The sequence below is a fragment of the Streptomyces sp. NRRL S-646 genome (genome assembly GCF_000720765.1).
Lineage (GTDB): Bacteria > Actinomycetota > Actinomycetes > Streptomycetales > Streptomycetaceae > Streptomyces.
This window is the reverse complement of record NZ_JODC01000024.1, coordinates 35,625-54,871: the sequence shown is the minus strand read 5'-3', so window position 1 is coordinate 54,871 and position 19,247 is coordinate 35,625. Positions and strand designations below refer to the sequence as shown.

General features: G+C 70.4%; 15 protein-coding genes and 1 pseudogene. 12 read left to right on the top strand and 4 right to left on the bottom strand.

Translation table 11 applies throughout. From position 1 onward, the window contains the following. Positions 1-16: 16 nt before the first annotated feature. Positions 17-1,018 carry a TAXI family TRAP transporter solute-binding subunit gene (locus IH68_RS0142555; protein ID WP_030947265.1) on the bottom strand — a complete coding sequence of 334 codons (1,002 nt, stop codon included), beginning with the start codon at positions 1,016-1,018 and terminating at the stop codon, positions 17-19. Positions 1,019-1,129: 111 nt separating this feature from the next. Here IH68_RS0142555 and IH68_RS0142550 point away from each other — a divergent pair, with 111 nt between their 5' ends. The 4 genes and pseudogenes from IH68_RS0142550 (at position 1,130) to IH68_RS0142535 (ending at position 4,250) form a co-directional block, all read left to right on the top strand. Continuing rightward, complete coding sequence (locus tag IH68_RS0142550) at positions 1,130-1,534, top strand: MazG nucleotide pyrophosphohydrolase domain-containing protein (protein WP_030947262.1); 405 nt, start codon at positions 1,130-1,132, stop codon at positions 1,532-1,534. Between the two features lie 128 nt (positions 1,535-1,662). Next, positions 1,663-1,882 (top strand): annotated as a pseudogene (locus tag IH68_RS0142545) (response regulator transcription factor); the annotation flags it as partial. A gap of 58 nt (positions 1,883-1,940) precedes the next feature. After that, on the top strand, positions 1,941-3,458 hold the full coding sequence (gene miaB / locus IH68_RS0142540; RefSeq protein WP_030947258.1) for a tRNA (N6-isopentenyl adenosine(37)-C2)-methylthiotransferase MiaB: 1,518 nt from the start codon (positions 1,941-1,943) through the stop codon (positions 3,456-3,458). Positions 3,459-3,512: 54 nt separating this feature from the next. Then, positions 3,513-4,250, top strand: a complete 738-nt coding sequence (locus tag IH68_RS0142535; protein ID WP_030947256.1) for a class III extradiol dioxygenase subunit B-like domain-containing protein — start codon at positions 3,513-3,515, stop codon at positions 4,248-4,250. A gap of 69 nt (positions 4,251-4,319) precedes the next feature. On the opposite strand, the gene IH68_RS0142530 is transcribed toward IH68_RS0142535, so the two are convergent. Both IH68_RS0142530 and IH68_RS0142525 read right to left on the bottom strand, forming a co-directional pair. Then, entirely contained in the window at positions 4,320-4,589 is a 270-nt protein-coding gene (locus IH68_RS0142530; protein WP_030947252.1) for an antitoxin, read from the bottom strand. Positions 4,590-4,650: 61 nt separating this feature from the next. Further along, positions 4,651-4,920 carry a hypothetical protein gene (locus IH68_RS0142525; protein WP_030947250.1) on the bottom strand — a complete coding sequence of 90 codons (270 nt, stop codon included), beginning with the start codon at positions 4,918-4,920 and terminating at the stop codon, positions 4,651-4,653. Positions 4,921-5,102: 182 nt separating this feature from the next. Between IH68_RS0142525 and miaA the strand changes: the two genes are divergently transcribed. The 6 genes from miaA (at position 5,103) to hflX (ending at position 13,403) form a co-directional block, all read left to right on the top strand. Beyond that, complete coding sequence (miaA, locus tag IH68_RS0142520) at positions 5,103-6,041, top strand: tRNA (adenosine(37)-N6)-dimethylallyltransferase MiaA (protein WP_030947247.1); 939 nt, start codon at positions 5,103-5,105, stop codon at positions 6,039-6,041. Between the two features lie 108 nt (positions 6,042-6,149). After that, positions 6,150-6,653: a hypothetical protein gene (locus IH68_RS0142515; protein WP_030947244.1), complete on the top strand. Its 504-nt coding sequence runs from the start codon at positions 6,150-6,152 to the stop codon at positions 6,651-6,653. Between the two features lie 134 nt (positions 6,654-6,787). Then, entirely contained in the window at positions 6,788-7,681 is an 894-nt protein-coding gene (gene dapF / locus IH68_RS0142510; RefSeq protein ID WP_030947240.1) for a diaminopimelate epimerase, read from the top strand. A 298-nt stretch (positions 7,682-7,979) separates the two neighbouring features. Then, positions 7,980-10,103 carry a RelA/SpoT family protein gene (locus IH68_RS0142505; protein ID WP_030947235.1) on the top strand — a complete coding sequence of 708 codons (2,124 nt, stop codon included), beginning with the start codon at positions 7,980-7,982 and terminating at the stop codon, positions 10,101-10,103. Positions 10,104-10,221: 118 nt separating this feature from the next. Next, complete coding sequence (locus IH68_RS0142500) at positions 10,222-11,763, top strand: M1 family metallopeptidase (protein WP_030947233.1); 1,542 nt, start codon at positions 10,222-10,224, stop codon at positions 11,761-11,763. Positions 11,764-11,909: 146 nt separating this feature from the next. Then, the gene (gene hflX, locus IH68_RS0142495) at positions 11,910-13,403 is read left to right on the top strand and encodes a GTPase HflX (protein WP_030947231.1); all 1,494 of its coding nucleotides are present in this window, start codon (positions 11,910-11,912) and stop codon (positions 13,401-13,403) included. A gap of 84 nt (positions 13,404-13,487) precedes the next feature. On the opposite strand, the gene IH68_RS0142490 is transcribed toward hflX, so the two are convergent. After that, positions 13,488-14,720 carry a trypsin-like serine peptidase gene (locus IH68_RS0142490; RefSeq protein ID WP_030947229.1) on the bottom strand — a complete coding sequence of 411 codons (1,233 nt, stop codon included), beginning with the start codon at positions 14,718-14,720 and terminating at the stop codon, positions 13,488-13,490. A 334-nt stretch (positions 14,721-15,054) separates the two neighbouring features. Here IH68_RS0142490 and IH68_RS0142485 point away from each other — a divergent pair, with 334 nt between their 5' ends. Both IH68_RS0142485 and IH68_RS0142480 read left to right on the top strand, forming a co-directional pair. Next, positions 15,055-16,743 (top strand): diaminobutyrate--2-oxoglutarate transaminase family protein, encoded by a 1,689-nt coding sequence (locus IH68_RS0142485; protein WP_051834002.1) that lies wholly within the window; start codon positions 15,055-15,057, stop codon positions 16,741-16,743. Positions 16,744-17,267: 524 nt separating this feature from the next. Continuing rightward, complete coding sequence (locus IH68_RS0142480) at positions 17,268-19,214, top strand: IucA/IucC family protein (RefSeq protein WP_051833998.1); 1,947 nt, start codon at positions 17,268-17,270, stop codon at positions 19,212-19,214. The last annotated feature ends 33 nt before the right edge of the window (positions 19,215-19,247 follow it).

Here is a 19,247-nt window from a genome sequence, read left to right as displayed (position 1 = left end):
CCGAGAGGTGGCACCGCTACGGCTTGACCGAGCGGTAGTAGCGCCGGGCGCCCTCGTGCAGGGCCAGTGGGTCGGTGTAGATCGCGGTGCGCAGGTCGACGAGCTGCGCGGAGTGGACCCTCGTGCCGATGCCGTCCCGGCTCCTGATCACGGTGCGAGTTATCCACTCGGTGAGTCGGGGGTCCATGTCCTTGCGTGTCATCAGCAGGTTGGAGACCGCCAGTGTCGGCACGGCGATGCCGTTCTGGATGCTGGGGTAGGCCGACTCCGGCATGTTGGTGGCGCGGTAGTAGTGAGTGGCCTGGTCCTGCTTGTGCAGCTCGGCGACGAGGTCGGGCTTGATCGGCACGAACCGGAAGGTGAAGGTGTCGGCGAGCTTCTGCAGCCCCTCCGTGGGCAGCCCGCCCGACCAGAAGAACGCATCGATCTTGCCGTGCTTCAGCCGGTCCGGACCGGTGTCGATGCCATCGGCGGAGGGGGTGATGTCCTTCGTCGCGTCGATCCCGGCCGCCTTGAGCACCCGGTCGGCGATCAGCCGCACACCCGAGCTCGGCGGCCCTATGGCCACCCGCTTGCCCTTGAGGTCCGCGACGGATCTGATGCGCGAGTCGCGCGGGACGACGAGCTGCACATAGTCGTCGTACAGGCGGGCGACACCACGCAGCTTGTCGGCGCCGGGGTTGTGGGCCGCGAGCTCGTACGTCTCCACCGCGTCGGCCGCGGCGATGGTGAAGTCGGCCTGGCCGGTCGCCACCCGCTTGACGTTCTCCTGGGATCCGTCGCTGGTCAGCAGCTTCACCTTGAGGTCCGGCATGTCCCTGTCGAGCGCGGTGCGCAGCAGCTTGCCGTACTGCTGGTACACACCGGCCGGCGTTCCCGTGCTCAACGTGATCGTTCCGCTCGGAGGGGCCTCGCCCAGGGGCAGCAGCCACCACAGCAGCAACCCGAAGGCGACGAAGCCGGCAGCCGCACCCTGCAGGGCCCGGCGTCTGCCGATCCGGGGGAACATCTTGGACATGCGAGGGATCCTGCCAGCCGGAACGCGGTGCTGACCAGGGCTGCTGACCAGGCAGGGGTCACAACGGGATCACGACCGGGCGTTGTCAGTGGCGGTCGATACAGTCGCGGTATGAGCTCATCGCCCGCCGACCTGGTTCGCCAATTCCACCTCGCCGTCGGGCTCGACGCCCGCAGTACGCCCACCGAGGTGCCGCCCTCGCTGGCCGCCCATCGCGGAGAACTGCTCGCGGAGGAGGCCGCGGAGGTCGCCGAGGTCTCGGTCACCGGCCCGCTCGACAGGCTCGCCCACGAACTGGCCGACGTCGTCTACGTGGCCTACGGCACTGCCCTCGTCCACGGCATCGACCTCGACGCGGTGATCGCCGAGATCCACCGCTCCAACATGACCAAGCTGGGCCCCGACGGCCTGGTCGCCCGCCGCGCCGACGGCAAGGTCCTCAAGGGCGACCACTACGAGGCCCCGGACGTGTCCGCTGTGCTGCGCCGGCAGGGGTGGGCGCCCGACGGTCTGTGAGGTCTTGCGACAGGGCTGCCTACGGGCCTGCCGGGCGTTTGGCGGTCGGTGGGTGCGCGGCCGGGGGTAGTTCTGGGGCGTGGCCCCTCGGCAGGGTTCGTATGCGTCCACCGGGCGATGGGTCTTCGCACCGGGGCGACGGCCTGCCCGGGGCCGGCCACCGAGCGCGAGGAGGAGATCCTCAAACCGGTCGCCGAGGGCCACTCCTCGAAGGAGATCGGCGAACTGCTCTTCATCAGCGCGAAGACGGTCGAGCGCCACGGCGCGAACCTGCTGCACGAACTGGGCATGCGCGACCGCCTGGAACTCACCCCCTATGCGATCCGCGCGGGGCTGATCGAGCCCTGAGCCCCCGGTTGTCCACAGGGCGACCGGAGACACTTCCGGCACCGCCTACCCTTGTCACATGAGCAGCATCGACCGGAGCCAGGCAGTGGGCGTGAAGACCTACGAAGTCCGCACCTATGGGTGCCAGATGAACGTCCACGATTCCGAGCGATTGTCCGGGCTGCTCGAAGAGGCCGGGTACGTGCGTGCGCCCGAGGGCTCCGACGGCGACGCCGACGTCGTCGTCTTCAACACCTGCGCCGTCCGCGAGAACGCCGACAACCGGCTGTACGGCAACCTCGGCCGCCTCGCGCCGAAGAAGGCCTCGCGGCCCGGGATGCAGATCGCGGTCGGCGGCTGTCTCGCGCAGAAGGACCAGGACACCATCGTGAAGAAGGCGCCCTGGGTGGACGTCGTCTTCGGCACGCACAACATCGGCAAGCTGCCGGTTCTGCTGGAACGCGCGCGCGTGCAGGAAGAGGCCCAGGTCGAGATCGCCGAGTCCCTGGAGGCGTTCCCCTCGACCCTGCCGACGCGCCGCGAGAGCGCGTACGCGGCGTGGGTGTCGATCTCCGTCGGCTGCAACAACACCTGCACCTTCTGCATCGTCCCGGCCCTGCGCGGCAAGGAGAAGGACCGCCGTACCGGCGACATCCTCGCCGAGATCGAGGCCCTGGTCGCCGAGGGCGTCTCCGAGATCACCCTGCTCGGACAGAACGTCAACGCGTACGGCTCCGACATCGGCGACCGCGAGGCCTTCAGCAAGCTGCTGCGCGCCTGCGGAAAGGTCGAGGGCCTGGAGCGCGTCCGCTTCACCTCCCCGCACCCGCGCGACTTCACCGACGACGTGATCGCGGCGATGGCGGAGACCCCGAACGTGATGCCGCAGCTGCACATGCCGCTGCAGTCCGGCTCGGACACGGTCCTTAAGGCGATGCGCCGCTCGTACCGGCAGGAGCGCTACCTCGGGATCATCGAGAAGGTGCGGGCTGCCATCCCGCACGCCGCGATCACCACCGACATCATCGTGGGCTTCCCCGGCGAGACCGAGGAGGACTTCGAGCAGACCCTGCATGTGGTCCGTGAGGCGCGGTTTGCACAGGCCTTCACCTTCCAGTACTCCAAGCGCCCCGGCACCCCGGCCGCGACCATGGAGAACCAGATCCCGAAGGAGGTCGTCCAGGCGCGTTACGAGCGTCTCGTCGCCCTCCAGGAGGAGATCTCCTGGGAGGAGAACAAGAAGCAGGTCGGCCGCACCCTGGAGCTGATGGTCGCCGAAGGCGAGGGCCGCAAGGACGGCGCCACCCACCGCCTCTCCGGCCGCGCCCCCGACAACCGCCTGGTCCACTTCACCAAGCCCGAGCAGGAGGTGCGACCCGGCGACGTGGTCACGGTCGAGATAACGTACGCCGCCCCGCACCACCTGCTCGCCGAGGGCGCCGTCCTCGACGTGCGCCGCACGCGCGCGGGGGACGCCTGGGAGAAGCGCAACGCGGCCGAGGCGGCGAAGCCGGCGGGCGTGCTGCTGGGCCTGCCGAAGATCGGCGTGCCCGAGCCGCTGCCGGTCGCGACGGGGAGCGGCTGCGGCTGCGACTGACCGGTCCGCCCGGCGCGGTGTCAGCCGCCAGGCGCCGGGGTTACCCTGCCGATCATGCTTGTCGTCGCCGCACTCTGCCCGTGCCCGCCGCTGCTCGTGCCCGAGGTCGCTGCGGGTGCCGCCGCCGAGATGGACGTCGCGCGTGCCGCGTGCACGGACGCGCTCGGTGTGCTCGCGGCCGCCCGGCCCGACCGGCTCGTCGTCGTCGGTCCGGCAGACGAGAGCGGCCGAGGCCCGTATCCGGAGGGCACGCGGGGCTCCTTCCGCGGCTTCGGCGTCGACGTGGACGTACGGCTCGGCAGGCCCAAGCACGCCGAGGCCGAAGACCCGGTCCCGGCGGCCTCGGAGCGGTCGCTTCCGCCCTCGCTGGCGGTGGCCGCGTGGCTGCTGCAGCGCACCGGTTGGTCCGACGCCCCGATCGAGGGACTCGGTGTGGGGGAACCTCTGGCTGCCGAGCGGTGTATTGAAGTCGGAAGGGAAATCGCCGCCGGGGCCGAGCGGGTGGCGCTGCTGGTCATGGGCGACGCCAGCGCCTGCCGCACGCTCAAGGCCCCCGGTTACCTCGACGAGCGCGCGGCGCCCTTCGACGCGGCGGTCGCGCGTGCGCTGGGAGCGGCGGACGTGGCGGCCCTCAAAGCGCTGGACACCGAGCTGGCGTCCGAGCTGAAGGCATCGGGCCGAGCTCCGTGGCAGGTCCTCGCGGGCGCGGCCGAGGGCTCGGACCTCGCAGGCGCGCTGCTGTACGAGGACGCGCCGTACGGTGTGGGCTACATGGTCGCGACCTGGTCGTAGCGGCGGGGGCAAACGGCGGACGGCCGGGAGCCCAGGGCCCCGCGGCCGTCCGTCGATGTGCCGTGCCGTTCAGGAAGCAGGCGGCGTGGAGTCCGGCGGTGCGGTCGTGCCACCGCCTGCCCCCGTGCCGTCCTTGTGCGCGAGTCGGTCCATGGCGCCCTTGGCCTTGCCGGTCCCGGTGTGGATCTTGTCGCTGTACTTGCCCTTGGTCTTCTCGTCGACGACCTTCGCGGCCCTGTCGAGACCGTGCGTGATCTTGTCCCCGTGCTGCTGCGCGAGGCCGGAGACCTTGTCCTTGGCCGGGTTGAGCTTGGCCTTGAGGTTGTTCAGGAGACCCATGGTCCACCTTCCGTTGTTCCCGGACTCGGCACGCCCCGTCGGCCCACTCGCGCCAGGGCGGTTACGTGCGGGCGTCCTCGCCGGCGTCCCTGTCGGCCGCCTCCTCGGCGGACTGCTGCTTGGGGATCTCGACGCCCTCGGCGGAGGCGGACTCGGCGGCCTCCGTCGTCTCCGGCTCGCCCTCGGTCAGCTCCTCGGCCTCGGCCGACCCCTTCGCCTCTGCCGCCTCCTCCGCCGCGGGCTCGGCCGTCGGTGTGTCTGCCTGAGCCTCGGCGGTTGACGCCTCCTCCGTAGCCTTCGACCTCCGGAGAAGTCGTGCGAAAACGCCCATATCCACTCCTTACGTTACTCGTGCGGGCGAAATCCCGCGTCGTCCGGTGCGTCCGTTTGCGCCGCCCGGGTCGCCGCCCCCCGAAACCGGCGGCGAGAACCTCGCAACGGGCAACGACCCGGCACCCGTGCCGTCACGTAACTCGTTCGAGGAGTGCACGCGGGGTTTGCGAGACTGGTGCAGTGAGCAGCGCACCCCCCGCCCCCCGAGTCATCGCCGTCGTCGGACCGACCGCGGCCGGAAAGTCCGATCTGGGCGTCTTTCTCGCCCGGCAGCTCGGAGGCGAGGTCGTCAACGCCGACTCCATGCAGCTCTACCGGGGGATGGACATCGGCACCGCCAAACTGACGCCCGAGGAACGCGGCGGCATTCCGCACCACCTCCTCGACATCTGGGACGTGACGGTCACGGCGTCCGTCGCCGAGTACCAGAAGCTGGCCCGCGCCAAGATCGACGGCCTGCTCGAGGAAGGTCGCTGGCCGATCCTGGTCGGCGGCTCCGGCCTGTACGTCCGCGGAGCCGTCGACAACCTGGAGTTCCCCGGCACCGACCCCGAGGTCAGGGCCCGGCTCGAGGAGGAGCTCGCGCTGCGCGGCTCCGGCGCGCTGCACGCCAGACTTGCCGCCGCGGACCCCGAGGCGGCGCATGCGATCCTGCCCAGCAACGGCCGCCGTATCGTCCGGGCGCTCGAAGTGATCGAGATCACCGGTCAGCCCTTCACCGCCAACCTGCCCGGCCACGACTCGGTCTACGACACCGTCCAGATCGGCGTCGACGTGGCCCGCCCCGAACTCGACGAGCGCATCGCCCGCCGGGTGGACCGGATGTGGGACGCCGGGCTCGTGGACGAGGTGCGTGCGCTGGAGGCGCAGGGCCTGCGCGAGGGGCGTACAGCAGCCCGCGCGCTCGGCTACCAGCAGGTGCTCGCGGCGCTGGCCGGAGAGTGCACCGACGCGGAGGCGCGGGCCGAGACCGTGCGCGCCACCAAGCGCTTCGCGCGCCGTCAGGATTCCTGGTTCCGGCGGGACCCGCGGGTGCACTGGCTGAGCGGGGCTGCGGCGGATCTCACAGAACTTCCGCAGCGCGCACTGGCGTTGGTCGAACGACCGGTTACAGCCTGATCACGTCATGGCATCGGGACGCTCCGGCCGCCGTTCGGGCCTCCGGCGCCGTGCCATCATCGAGCTTCGATCGACCAAGTGGAGTCCTAGTTGGGAGGGCGCGTGGCGATGGAGGCCGGCCCTCGCGACACCGCACAAGGCATCGAGCCCCTCACCGTCGAGAGCGGTGATCCGGAGCAGGACGAGAACCGTCTGAGCCCCGACGGGCCCGACGAGATCCAGGGCGGAGTGACCGACGACGGCCCCGAGCCGGACGAGATGTTCGCCGGTGGCCCCGAGGTCGAGGTCGAGCTGCGCCCGCAGCGCCGCCTCCGTATCTGGCAGCTCGCCCCGATCGTCGCCCTGGCCGCGGTCGGCTCCCTGATGTTCGCCTTCCCGCTCGCCTTCGACTTCGGCGACAGTGGCGCCGTGATCGCCATGCTGGGCCTGCTGATCTGCTCCTGCGCGGCCGGCTGGGGCATGATGGCCGCCCGCCGGGTGGGTTACACGGGTCCTGGGCTCCCACAGCGGGGTTCCGGCCGTCGACCGGACTGGCGGGTCGTGCTGGCGTACGTCGTGGTGGTCGCGGCGGTTGTAGTGCTCGCCGTGTGGCGCGTAGCAAGGCTCCGCTGAAGCGCCCCTATGGGGGCGCAGGGCTGTGACGATATGCAGCTCCGCCGCGTGGGCGTGACCAGCTACAACGGACCCGCACATACCCGCGACCCCGTCCCGGCTCTCCCGGCGGGGCGCTCCCGTACGATCGAGGAATGAGCACGCGGATCGCCTTCCTCAAGGGCCACGGCACGGAGAACGACTTCGTGATCGTGCCGGACCCCGAGAATTCCATCGACCTCCCCCCGACCGCCGTCGCCGCACTGTGCGACCGCCGCGCGGGCATCGGCGGTGACGGTCTGCTGCATGTGGTGCGGTCCGCCGCGCACCCCGAGGCTCAGCACATGGCGGCCGAGGCCGAGTGGTTCATGGACTACCGCAACGGCGACGGCTCGATCGCGGAGATGTGCGGCAACGGCGTGCGGGTGTTCGCGCGCTACCTCCAGCGCGCCGGGTACGTCGCCGAGGGCGACCTCGCGGTGGCCACACGCGGGGGCGTGAAGAGCGTTCACATCGCCAAGGCTGCATCCGACAGCGGCTCCGCCGCGGGAGACATCACCGTCGGCATGGGCAGGGCGCGCCTCCCCGAAGGGGACGTCACGGTGACCGTCGGCGAGCGCAGCTGGCCCGCGCGGAACGTGAACATGGGCAACCCGCACGCGGTCGCGTTCGTCGACGACCTCGCACACGCCGGCAACCTGTACTCACCGCCGCCGTTCAGCCCGGCCTCCGCATACCCGGACGGCGTGAACGTGGAGTTCGTGGTCGACCGCGGCCCCCGGCACGTCGCGCTGCGCGTGCACGAGCGCGGCGCCGGCGAGACCCGCTCGTGCGGCACGGGCGCGTGCGCCGTCGCCGTGGCCGCCGCCCGCCGGGACGGCGCCGACCCGGCCGTCACCGGAAGCCCGGCTACGTACACCGTCGACGTCCCCGGCGGGACCCTGGTCATCACCGAACAGCCCGACGGCGAGATCGAGATGACCGGTCCCGCAGTGATCGTCGCCGAGGGCGAGATCGCATCCGAGTGGCTGGAATCTTTCGTTCGCTGAACAGGACGGCGACTTGGGATCCGAGGCCTGTGTACCGAGCAGTGCACAGGAGCATCTCCGGGGCGACGACCGTGCGTTCGAAATCACGGGCGGCTGCCTGTCGGGTGGCGCGAAATCGTAAACCTACAGACCTTCGCTCGAATGGGTGATCCGTTTCACGCTCGGCGAGAGGCGGTCAGCCGCACGTGATGGGCTCGGTAGCATCAAGCACCGGCCCGGACGGGGGACCGATGCCATCCCCTGAGCCGTGTCCGCCATGGGGCACCCCGTCCGCCGGTCCACGCAGTCGGAGGTGCCCATGAGTGCGGAGGCCACGAATCCCGCGACCCCAGGTCCGGTAACAGGCCCGGCGGCGCGCTGGCGGGCCCGGATCGACCTGCGCCGCCTCGGCCGTGCCGCCCTGCTCGGCCCCGCCACCCGTGACCGGCTGCCCAGCGCCATCAGTCATGTCGTCGACGCTCACCGCGCCCACTACCCCAGCGCCGACCTCGAACCCCTGCGCCGCGCCTATGTGCTGGCCGAGTCCTCGCACCGCGGCCAGATGCGCAAGAGCGGCGAGCCGTACATCACGCACCCGCTCGCGGTGACGCTGATCCTCGCCGAACTCGGCGCGGAGACCACGACCTTGACGGCCTCTCTGCTCCACGACACCGTCGAGGACACGGACGTGACTCTCGATCAGGTGGGCGAGGAGTTCGGCTCGGAGGTCCGCTATCTCGTCGACGGCGTCACCAAGTTGGAGAAGGTCGACTACGGCGCCGCCGCGGAGCCCGAGACCTTCCGCAAGATGCTCGTCGCGACCGGCAGCGACGTCCGCGTGATGTCGATCAAACTCGCCGACCGGCTGCACAACATGCGCACCCTCGGCGTCATGCGCCCCGAGAAACAGGCACGCATCGCCAAGGTCACCCGCGACGTCCTGATCCCGCTCGCCGAGCGGCTCGGCGTCCAAGCGCTGAAGACCGAGCTGGAGGACCTGGTCTTCGCGATTCTCCACCCCGAAGAGTACGAGCACACACGGGAGTTGATCGTCGACAACGCCTCCCGCGCCGACGACCCGCTCGCCGAGATCGCCGACGAGGTACGAGGCGTGCTGCGCGACGCCGACATCCCGGCCGAAGTCGTCATCCGGCCGCGGCACTTCGTCTCCGTCCACCGCGTCGCACGCAAGCGCGGCCAGCTGCGCGGCTGCGACTTCGGCCGCCTGCTGGTGCTGGTGAACGAGGACGCGGACTGCTACGGCGTCCTGGGTGAACTGCACACCTGTATGACGCCCGTGGTCTCGGAGTTCAAGGACTTCATCGCCGTCCCCAAGTTCAACCTCTACCAGTCCCTGCACACCGCGGTCGCGCGCGCGGACGGTCAGGTCGCCGAAGTCCTCATCCGCACCCACCAGATGCACAAGGTCGCCGAGGCCGGTGTCGTGGCGCTCGGCAATCCCTATGCTCCGCCTCCCGAGGAGCACGCTCCGGCCGACGGCGAGCGCGTCGACCCCACCCGCCCGGGCTGGCTCTCCCGCCTCCTCGACTGGCAGGAGGCCGCGCCCGACCCGGACACGTTCTGGTCCACGCTCCGCGAGGACCTCGCCCAGGACCGTGAGATCACCGTCTTCCGTCCCGACGGCGGCACGCTCGGTCTGCCCGAGGGCGCCACGTGTGTGGACGCCGCGTACGCCCAGTACGGCGAGGACGCGCACGCGTGCATCGGCGCCCGCGTCAACGGCCGCCTGGCGACGCTGAGCACGGTCCTGCGGGACGGCGACACCGTCCAGCTCCTCATGGGCCAGGACCCGGCCTCCGAGCCCTCCAGGGAGTGGCTGGAGCACGCCCACACGCCTGCCGCCCGAATCGCCATCCAGCGATGGCTGGCGGCCCATCCGACGCACGAGGAGGCGCAGGAGGCAGCGCAGGAGACCGACGGGGAGCCCTCGGCCGTTCTCCGGCCCGTCGCGGAGGGACCGACCTCACGTCCCACCACCGCCGACATCACGGTCGACCAGCCCGGCGCGACCGTACGCCTCGCCGGCTGCTGCACGCCCGTACCGCCCGACGAGGTGACCGGCTTCGCCGTACGGGGTGGTGTGGTAACCGTCCACCGCGTCCAGTGCGCCGCCGTGGAGCGCATGAAGAGCGCGGGGCGCGCGGAGGTCGATGTGCGCTGGGGGGACACCACCGAGTGCCGGGTCACGCTGCTCGCCGAATCGTTCGTCCGCCCCCATCTGCTGGCGGACCTGACGGAGGCCATGGCCCTCGAAGGCGCCGAGATCGTGTCCGCGACGGTCGAACCGCCGACCCAGCAGCGCGTCCGTCACACGTACACCCTCCAACTCCCGGACGCGGCCCACCTGCCCGCGCTGATGCGGGCGATGCGCAATGTGCCGGGGGTCTACGACGTGAGCCGGGCGCAGACGCCGGGGGTGTGAGCGCCGGACCGCGCGCCCCACGGCGCCAGAGCCGCACACCTGCACCCGACCTACCCATTCGGGTGGGCCGAACGCGAGTCGTCGCCGTCCGGCACGCGCGCGCTGATAGCCGTGATCCATGCTGCTCACCCCGCGCTCCCAGGCTCCACGACCCCACGGCCCGCGTCCCGGCACCGCGGCTCGGTTCCGCCGCCCTGCCCGCCGCCTGAAGGCGACCGCACTGCTCGCCTCCGCCGTCTCCGTCTGCCTCCTGGCCGCGAGCTCGCCCCCGGCCCCCCTGGGCATCGGCGACCGCCTCTATCCGGACCTCGGCAACCCCGGATACGACGTGCAGTCGTACAACCTCTCGTTCACCTATCCCGGCACCAACAGCAAACCCCTCCAGGCCGTCACCACGATCAACGCGTCGACGACCACGGACCTGGCCCGGCTGAACCTCGACTTCGCCCATGGCAAGGTCGAATCGGTCCAGGTCAACGGTGAGCCGGCCACGTTCACCAGCGCGGGTGACGACCTCGTCGTCACGCCCGCCAGGCCACTGCCCCGGGGCACCTGGACGCGGATCACCGTCCGGCACACCAGCGACCCCGTGGCCGCCAAGGACCAGGACGCCGGCTGGGTACGCACCGAGGACGGGCTCGCCATGGCCAACCAGGCCGATGCCGCACACCTGGTGTTCCCGTGCAACGACCACCCCTCCGACAAGGCGCTGTTCACCATCCGGATCACCGCCCCCAACGACTACACAGCGGTGGCCAACGGTCTGCCGACCGGCGTGGAGCGCGACGCCAAGTCGACCACCTGGACGTATCGCACCCGGCACCCCATGGCCACCGAGCTCACCCAGGTGTCCGTCGGCCGCTCCACCGTCCTGCACCGCACCGGGCCGCACCACCTGCCCGTACGCGACGTCGTGCCCACCAAGGACGTCAAAGAGCTCGAACCGTGGCTCGCCAAGACCCCCGACCAGATCGCCTGGATGGAGAGCAAGGTCGGCCACTACCCCTTCGAGACGTACGGCCTGCTCATGGCAGAGGCGTCCACCGGCTTCGAACTCGAGACACAGACGCTCTCTCTCTTCGAGAGAGATCTCTTCACCGGCCACACCTACCCCAAGTGGTACGTCGAGTCGATCATGGTGCATGAGCTGTCCCACCAGTGGTTCGGCGACAGCGTCAGCCCGCAGACCTGGTCCGACCTGTGGCTCAACGAAGGGCACGCCACCTGGTACGAGGCGCTGTACGCGGAGGAGGTGGGACACAAGCCCATGGAGACACGCATGAAGGCCGCGTACGCCGCCTCCGACGGCTGGCGCGCCGCCGGCGGGCCGCCGGCCGCGCCCAAGGCGCCCGACCCCGGTCAGAAGATCAGCATCTTCCGCCCGAACGTCTACGACGGCGCCGCACTCGCGCTCTATGCCCTGCGCCAGGAGATCGGCCGCCCCGCCTTCGAGCGCCTGGAACGGTCCTGGGTGAATCTCCACCGTGACGGTACCGCCACCACCGCCGACTTCGAACGACTCGCCTCCCGGATCTCCGGACGCGACCTGAGCGGCTTCTTCGAAGGCTGGCTGTACGGAAAGAAGACCCCGCCGATGCCCGGCCACCCGGACAGGAAGCCGGCGGCACCCGGCGCGAAGGCTGCGAAGTCCGCGAAATAAGGCGATGACCGGACGGGCCGTGCCGTGCGACCATCTTCGGGTCGGCGCGGCACGGGTCGCGGGAATCTCCCGGGGTACTCGTACGTTGAGCACAGTGACCGCTGTCGCGATCGCCGTACCGGAATCCCCATCGACGTAAGGACCCAATGACCTCCTCTTCATCCCCTTCCCAGGACACTGAGCGCTTCGCGCACACCTACCCCGAGCGGCTTCGGGCCGATGCCCTGATGGAAGAGGACGTCGCCTGGAGCCACGAGATCGACGGAGAGCGGGACGGCGACCAGTTCGACCGCACCGAGCGCGCGGCCCTGCGCCGTGTGGCGGGCCTCTCCACCGAGCTCGAGGACGTCACCGAGGTCGAGTACCGCCAGCTCCGCCTGGAGCGTGTCGTGCTCGTCGGCGTCTGGACCACGGGGACCGTGCAGGACTCGGAGAACTCCCTCGCGGAGCTCGCCGCCCTCGCGGAGACGGCCGGCGCGCTCGTGCTCGACGGCGTGATCCAGCGCCGCGACAAGCCCGACGCGGCCACCTTCATCGGTTCCGGCAAGGCCCTGGAGCTGCGCGACATCGTCGTCGAGTCCGGCGCGGACACCGTCATCTGCGATGGCGAGCTCAGCCCCGGCCAGCTCATCGCCCTCGAAGACGTCGTCAAGGTCAAGGTCATCGACCGTACGGCCCTGATCCTCGACATCTTCGCCCAGCACGCCAAGTCCCGAGAGGGCAAGGCGCAGGTCGCGCTAGCGCAGATGCAGTACATGCTGCCGAGGCTGCGCGGCTGGGGTCAGTCGCTGTCCCGGCAGATGGGCGGCGGCAAGGGCGGCGGCCTCGCCACCCGTGGTCCCGGTGAGACCAAGATCGAGACGGACCGGCGTCGGATCCGCGAGAAGATGGCGAAGATGCGCCGGGAGATCGCGGAGATGAAGACCGGCCGCGAGATCAAGCGCCAGGAGCGCAAGCGCAACAAGGTGCCGTCCGTGGCCATTGCGGGCTACACCAACGCCGGCAAGTCCTCGCTGCTCAACCGCCTCACGGGCGCGGGGGTTCTGGTCGAGAACGCCCTGTTCGCGACCCTGGACCCGACCGTCCGCCGGGCGGAGACCCCGAGCGGCCGCCTGTACACGCTGGCCGACACCGTCGGCTTCGTACGGCACCTGCCGCACCACCTGGTCGAGGCGTTCCGCTCCACCATGGAGGAGGTCGGCGAGTCCGACCTGATCCTGCACGTGGTCGACGGCTCGCACCCGGCGCCGGAGGAGCAGCTGGCCGCCGTGCGCGAGGTGATCAGGGACGTCGGTGCCACCGACGTACCCGAGATCGTCGTGATCAACAAGGCGGACGCGGCCGACCCGCTGACCCTCCAGCGGCTCATGCGGATCGAGAAGCGCTCCATCGCCGTCTCGGCCCGCACCGGAAAGGGCATCCAGGAGCTGCTGGCGCTCATCGACAACGAGCTGCCCAGGCCGTCCGTCGAGATCGAGGCGCTGGTGCCGTACACCCACGGCAAGCTGGTCGCCCGCGCGCACGACGAGGGCGAGGTGATCTCCGAGGAGCACACCCCGGAGGGCACCCTGCTCAAGGTGCGGGTGCACGAGGAACTGGCGGCGGACCTCGCGCCGTATGTGCCGGCCCCGGCTGTCTGAGCCGCGGGCCGACTTACCGCAGAGTCGACAATCGCCGAAGGCCCGCCCCCTCACCGAGGGGGCGGGCCTTCAGTACGAGCAGGTCTACTGACCGGCGAACTTCTTGCTCACCGAGTCGTACACACCCTTGGCCACCTCACCCAGCCGCGGTCCGGCCAGCCAGCCCGAAGTCACCGGGCCGATCGAGGTGTTGGACACCAGCGCCGGCTTGCCGTCCGAGCCCGTTGCGACCCAGCCGCCGCCGGACGAACCGCCGGTCATGGTGCAGCCGATGCGGTACATCGTCGGGTCCGAGGCGTTGATCGACAGCCGTCCCGGCTTGTCCGTGCACTGGAACATCTTCTGGCCGTCGAACGGCGCGGCGGCCGGGTAACCGGTCGCGGTGATGCTGGGAACCTTCGGCACGGCCGGAGCGTTGAAGTCGACAGGCAGTGCTGAACCGACCGTCTCCTCCAGCGACTTGCCGTTGCCGCCCTTCTCCGGCGTCACATGGATGACGGCGTAGTCGTACGAGGCGCCGTCACCGCCCGTCTCGCCGCCCTTCTCGATCCACTGCTGGGAGGTCTGCGCCCAGTCTCCCCACCAGACGCCGTACGGAGCGGCCTCCTCCCTGGTGGCGTTCTGCAGCTGGGCGGCCGACCTGCCCGCGTTGTTGTACGACGGCACGAACGCGATGTTGCGGTACCAGCCGCCCTTCTTGCCGGCATGCACGCAGTGCCCCGCCGTCCACACGAGGTTCGACTTGCCGGGGTGGGCCGGGTCTTCCACGACTGTCGCCGAGCAGACCATCGTGCCCTCGGGGGAGTCGAAGAACACCTTCCCGGACGCCGCTGCGTTGGCGTGGTACGTAGGCGCCACGGCCTTCGCGTCCACGGGCGCCGGCGTGGGGTCGGTCACGCCCTGGTCACCGGAGAGGTCGCTGTCGTCGACGCCCTTGTCCGGGTCGTTGGCCTTCCGCATCCGGTCCGGGTTCCACAGACCCTTGATGATCGGGTTGATGAAATCGTCGGCCTCGCGCAGCCAGTCTTCCTTGTTCCAGTTCTTCCAGGCCCCGTGCTTCCACTTGTCGATGTCGAACCCGTGCTCTTTGAGCTTGTTCTTGATGTCGTCCGGGATCTTGATCTTGCCGTCGCCGCTGCTGCCGCTGTCGGTCGCGGAGGCGGAGGCCTGGCCGTCGGCCTTGTCGTCACCCGAGTTGCAGGCGGTGGCGGTGAGCGCCAGGGCCGCTGCGAGGGCTGCGGCGGCAAGAACGGGGGAGGTTCTGCGGCGGGCACCCCTCTCCCGGCGAACGGTGACGGACGGCCTTATGGATCGCATGCTCTGACTCCCCCTGGGATGAACTGAACGAATCGGGTCCGGCGGCTGTGAACGCACGCTCGGAACAGGTGATCTCACGTGACTTCACGGCCTCTTGGAACGGCATCACACACTATGCGCTCGCTGTGGGGGACTTCCGATGGAACGGCAACGGTTCCGTCACGGAAAGGATCTTGAGGTAACCCGTAACCCGGCGAGCGATGGGGGGGTTGGTACCGGTGGGGGTTCTGCTGTCCGTGTGCGGTCCCCGGTGGGAGGACAGGGAGTCGTGGCCGAGTCTGCAGGCGGCGGGAGTGCGTCCGAGGGGACTCTTGGGCGGCGTGCTGCCGGTGAGCTGTCCGCGACCGGGCGGGCCGCGCACGAGGGGATCCTACGGCGGCAGTCGGCGCGCGAGTCGGCGGCGCGCACCTATGCGCGTGCACTGCCGATCGTGCCCGTCCGGGCCCGGGGGCTGACCATCGAGGGCGCCGACGGCCGCCGCTACCTCGACTGCCTCTCCGGAGCCGGAACGCTCGCCCTCGGCCACAACCACCCCGTGGTGCTGGAGGCCATCCGCAAAGTCCTCGACTCAGGTGCCCCGCTGCACGTCCTCGACCTGGCGACCCCCGTCAAGGACGCCTTCGTCACCGAGTTGTTCCAGACCCTGCCGCGCGGCCTCGCCGACCACGCGCGTGTGCAGTTCTGCGGGCCGGCGGGTACCGACGCGGTCGAGGCCGCGCTCAAGCTCGTCCGCACCGCGACCGGCCGCACCGGACTCCTGGCTTTCACCGGCGCCTACCACGGCATGACCGCCGGAGCCCTTGAAGCGTCCGGGGATGCCTCGGACGTACGAGTCGCCCGCCTCCCCTATCCCCAGGACTACCGCTGCCCTTTCGGTGTCGGCGGCCCACGCGGCGCCGAACTCGCCGCCCGCTGGACCGAATCCGTCCTCGACGACCCCAAGTCGGGGGTGCCCCGTCCCGCGGGGATGATCCTGGAACCCGTCCAGGGTGAGGGCGGGGTGATCCCCGCGCCGGACGAGTGGATGCGGCGCATGCGAAGGATCACATCGGCCCGCTCCATCCCGCTGATCGCCGACGAGGTGCAGACGGGGGTCGGACGGACCGGCGCCTTCTGGGCGGTGGAGCACAGCGGCATCACCCCCGACGTGATGGTCCTCTCCAAGGCCATCGGCGGCAGCCTCCCCCTCGCCGTGGTGGTCTACCGCGACAGCCTCGACGTCTGGGAACCCGGCGCCCACGCCGGCACCTTCCGCGGCAACCAACTCGCCATGGCCGCAGGCACGGCCACCCTGGCCTATGTCCGTGAAAACCACCTCGCCGAGAGAGCGGCCACCCTCGGCTCCCGCATGCTCGCCCAACTCCGGTCTCTGGCAGGGGAGTTGCCATGCATCGGAGAGGTGCGCGGGCGGGGGCTGATGATCGGGATGGAGCTTGTGGGCGCGGAGGGAGATTGCGGGAGGCACGGCGGCGGGGCGTTCGATGGAGAGGGCTCCGGGGCTGGAGGTGGGGGCCCGGCAGGGCTCGATTGGGGGCTTGAGGGACTGGATTCTGCTTCCTGCGGGACGAGTTGGTCGCGCAAGGGGTCGGATCGAGGTTCTGATGGGACGAGTTGGGCGGCCGATGGGTTGGATCGGAGCCGTCGCGGTGGCGGAGCCGATCCCTCGGTGGATTGCGAGCCTTTCAGCCGCGGGACGACTCCGGCGGCGGTGCCGCATTCCCGCGTCGGCAGCCCGCGCCCAGCCGATCCCGAACTCGCGGCCGCCGTCCAGCGGGAGTGTCTGCGACGTGGCCTCATCGTCGAAGTGGGAGGCCGCCACGCAAGCGTCGTGCGACTCCTCCCGCCACTGACGATCAGCGACGAACAGGCCGCCGCCGTGCTCGACCGACTGGCCGATGCCGTCGGGACGGCGGCCCGCGACCGCTCCGGCCGACCACCCGGAATACGACGGCCCCACGGACCCGATCCCCAGCACCGACGCCAGGGCGAGCGCACCGAGCGGGCGGGCCACCTCGGCAACTGACGCGGCCCCCTCGTACGTGCCGTCGGCACCACCCCCATGCCTGTGCATGACTCGTACCCCCCTGATCTTCTCGAACTCCTTGAAACCAGGACGCCCATACCTCCACTTCGCCGGTAGCGCAGTACGGCCCCGGTTCGTCACCGCACGAACCAGAACCACCCACGAGGACCGCCTTGAACCCCACCCCTGCATCCGACGCCCGTACGCCTGCCCCAGAGCGAGGCCCCTCCGACGCACCGCCCTCCCAGCAGATTCCACCTGCGCCGGTGACGGCGTCAGCGCCTTGTCAGCAGAGACGAGCGGTTGCGCGCGAACCGGAGCAGGGCCGGGAGTCGGAGCGGCAGCCGGAGCAGGGGTCGGCTTGGGCTTCGGCCGGGGGCGGAACTCCGGGGGGCGATCGCTCTGAGACGGACAGGGTTCAGGGACAGAGAGGTGACGGACAGCCCCACAACGTGCCGCGACAAGTGTCGGCACCGGAGCGACAGAGAGCCCTCGAGCTGGAGAGAACTCCGGAGCGACAGAGAGTGCCGGAACTGGAGCGGGTTCCGGAGCAGCGCAAAGCCCTAGTCACCGAGAGCCCGCGTCTCGCCGTCGCCGATCTCCTCGAGCACCCCGACCCGGGCACCGCAGCCGAGGCCGCGGCGGTCGAGAACCTGCTGCGCTGCTGGGTGCGCGAAGCCGGCCTGCACACCCCCGACGACGGCACGCTGCGTATCCCTCTGCCCGCCAGCGGCACGGCCCTCCTCGTCCCCGTCCGTTACTGGTCCCGGACGGGATGGCACCGGTTCGGTCTCCCGTTCCTCGCCAACGCTCCCGCACTTTCCCGACCGGCCGACGCGGTCACAATCGCTGCACTGCTGGCGAGGGAGACGCCTGACCCTCGCAGCGACACGGCCGCCCTGCCCGCCACCCCCGGACCCACGGCCAGCGGCGCCTGCCATTCCGCGACCGCCCAGACACCAGCCCCCACCCCAACCGCCTCCACATCCGGCCCAGACCTCGTCGGCCGCGTCGCCGACTCCCTCCGCCGTACCGTCACGTTCATCCGCGAGCGCCGGGAACGCCCCTGTGACGGCCCCGACCTCTTCCTCGCGTCCGAGCAGGCACTCGTACTCGGGCATCCACTGCACCCCACTCCGAAGAGCCGCGAAGGTCTCTCCGAGGCAGAAGCGCGGTCGTACTCACCTGAGTTGCGCGGCTCCTTCCCTCTGCACTGGTTGGCTGTAGCTCCTTCTGTACTTGCCTCGGACTCCGCCTGGACCGAGCGCGGCCGTGTCGTCCCCGCACCCCGGCTCATGGCGCGCCTCGCCGAAGCCGAGCTGACGCTTCCCGACGGCTACGCAGCTCTGCCGCTGCACCCCTGGCAGCTCCGTGAGGTGCGGCAACGCGCCGAGACTGCGCCCCTGTTCGACAGCGGGCTCCTCCGCGACCTCGGTACGCATGGCTCACCATGGCACCCCACCTCCTCCGTACGCACCGTCCACCGGTCCGGCTCCCCTGCCATGCTCAAACTGTCGCTGGGCTTGCGGATCACCAACTCGCGTCGCGAGAACCTCCGCAAGGAACTCCACCGAGGTGTCGAGGTCCACCGTCTGCTGCGCAGCGGCCTGGCCCAGCAGTGGCAGGCTGCTCACCCCGGGTTCGACATCGTCCGCGACCCGGCCTGGCTCGCGGTGGACGGCCCGGACGGCAGCCCTGTGGCCGGACTCGACGTGATGATCCGCCACAACCCGTTCACCCCGTCGGACAACGTGTCCTGCATCGCCGGGCTCGTCTCGCCCCGACCGCAGGCCTGGACAGGCAGCAACTCGGCGGGCGCCGTACGCCGTCCGGAGGACGGACCGCCGCCCCTGCAGTCCAGGCTCGCCACGGTCGTCACGGGCCTGGCCGGCCGAACCGGTCGTCCCCGTACGGCTGTTGCCGTCGAGTGGTTCCTGCGCTACCTCGAGCAGGTCGTCCGTCCCGTGCTGTGGCTGGACGCGGAGGCGGGGATCGCCCTGGAGGCGCATCAGCAGAACACGCTGCTCCTGCTGGACTCCGACGGCTGGCCCGTCGGCGGCCGCTACCGCGACAACCAGGGCTACTACTTCCGGGAGTCCCGGCGCACGCAACTCGAGACCCGGCTGCCCGGTATCGGCGACCACAGTGACACCTTCGTCTCCGACGAGGTCACAGACGAGCGTTTCGCCTACTACCTTGCGATCAACAACGTATTCGGCCTCATCGGTGCCTTCGGCTCCCAGCGCCTCGCCGAGGAACAGCTGCTGCTCGCCGCCTTCCGCCACTTCCTCAATGACGTCGCCACCGGTCCCGGCCGGTTGGGCACCTCACTTCCTTCCCATCTGTTGGACTCACCCGTTCTGCGCTGCAAGGCCAACCTGCTGACCCGCCTGCACGGCCTCGACGAACTCGTCGGCCCGGTCGACACCCAGTCCGTCTACGTCACGATCGCCAACCCCCTCCATTTCTGAAAGCCACCAATGACCACCATCAACTCCCTTCGC

What these genes read in the sequence shown, in the direction of transcription:
- dapF (WP_030947240.1), top strand. Translation starts at nt 6,788, where the DNA reads ATGAGCACGCGGATCGCCTTCCTCAAGGGCCACGGCACGGAGAACGAC.
- IH68_RS0142530 (WP_030947252.1), bottom strand. Translation starts at nt 4,589, where the DNA reads ATGGGTCTCCTGAACAACCTCAAGGCCAAGCTCAACCCGGCCAAGGAC.
- IH68_RS0142515 (WP_030947244.1), top strand. Translation starts at nt 6,150, where the DNA reads ATGGAGGCCGGCCCTCGCGACACCGCACAAGGCATCGAGCCCCTCACC.
- miaB (WP_030947258.1), top strand. Translation starts at nt 1,941, where the DNA reads ATGAGCAGCATCGACCGGAGCCAGGCAGTGGGCGTGAAGACCTACGAA.
- hflX (WP_030947231.1), top strand. Translation starts at nt 11,910, where the DNA reads ATGACCTCCTCTTCATCCCCTTCCCAGGACACTGAGCGCTTCGCGCAC.
- IH68_RS0142550 (WP_030947262.1), top strand. Translation starts at nt 1,130, where the DNA reads ATGAGCTCATCGCCCGCCGACCTGGTTCGCCAATTCCACCTCGCCGTC.
- IH68_RS0142490 (WP_030947229.1), bottom strand. Translation starts at nt 14,720, where the DNA reads ATGCGATCCATAAGGCCGTCCGTCACCGTTCGCCGGGAGAGGGGTGCC.
- IH68_RS0142500 (WP_030947233.1), top strand. Translation starts at nt 10,222, where the DNA reads ATGCTGCTCACCCCGCGCTCCCAGGCTCCACGACCCCACGGCCCGCGT.
- IH68_RS0142505 (WP_030947235.1), top strand. Translation starts at nt 7,980, where the DNA reads ATGAGTGCGGAGGCCACGAATCCCGCGACCCCAGGTCCGGTAACAGGC.
- IH68_RS0142535 (WP_030947256.1), top strand. Translation starts at nt 3,513, where the DNA reads ATGCTTGTCGTCGCCGCACTCTGCCCGTGCCCGCCGCTGCTCGTGCCC.
- IH68_RS0142525 (WP_030947250.1), bottom strand. Translation starts at nt 4,920, where the DNA reads ATGGGCGTTTTCGCACGACTTCTCCGGAGGTCGAAGGCTACGGAGGAG.
- IH68_RS0142555 (WP_030947265.1), bottom strand. Translation starts at nt 1,018, where the DNA reads ATGTCCAAGATGTTCCCCCGGATCGGCAGACGCCGGGCCCTGCAGGGT.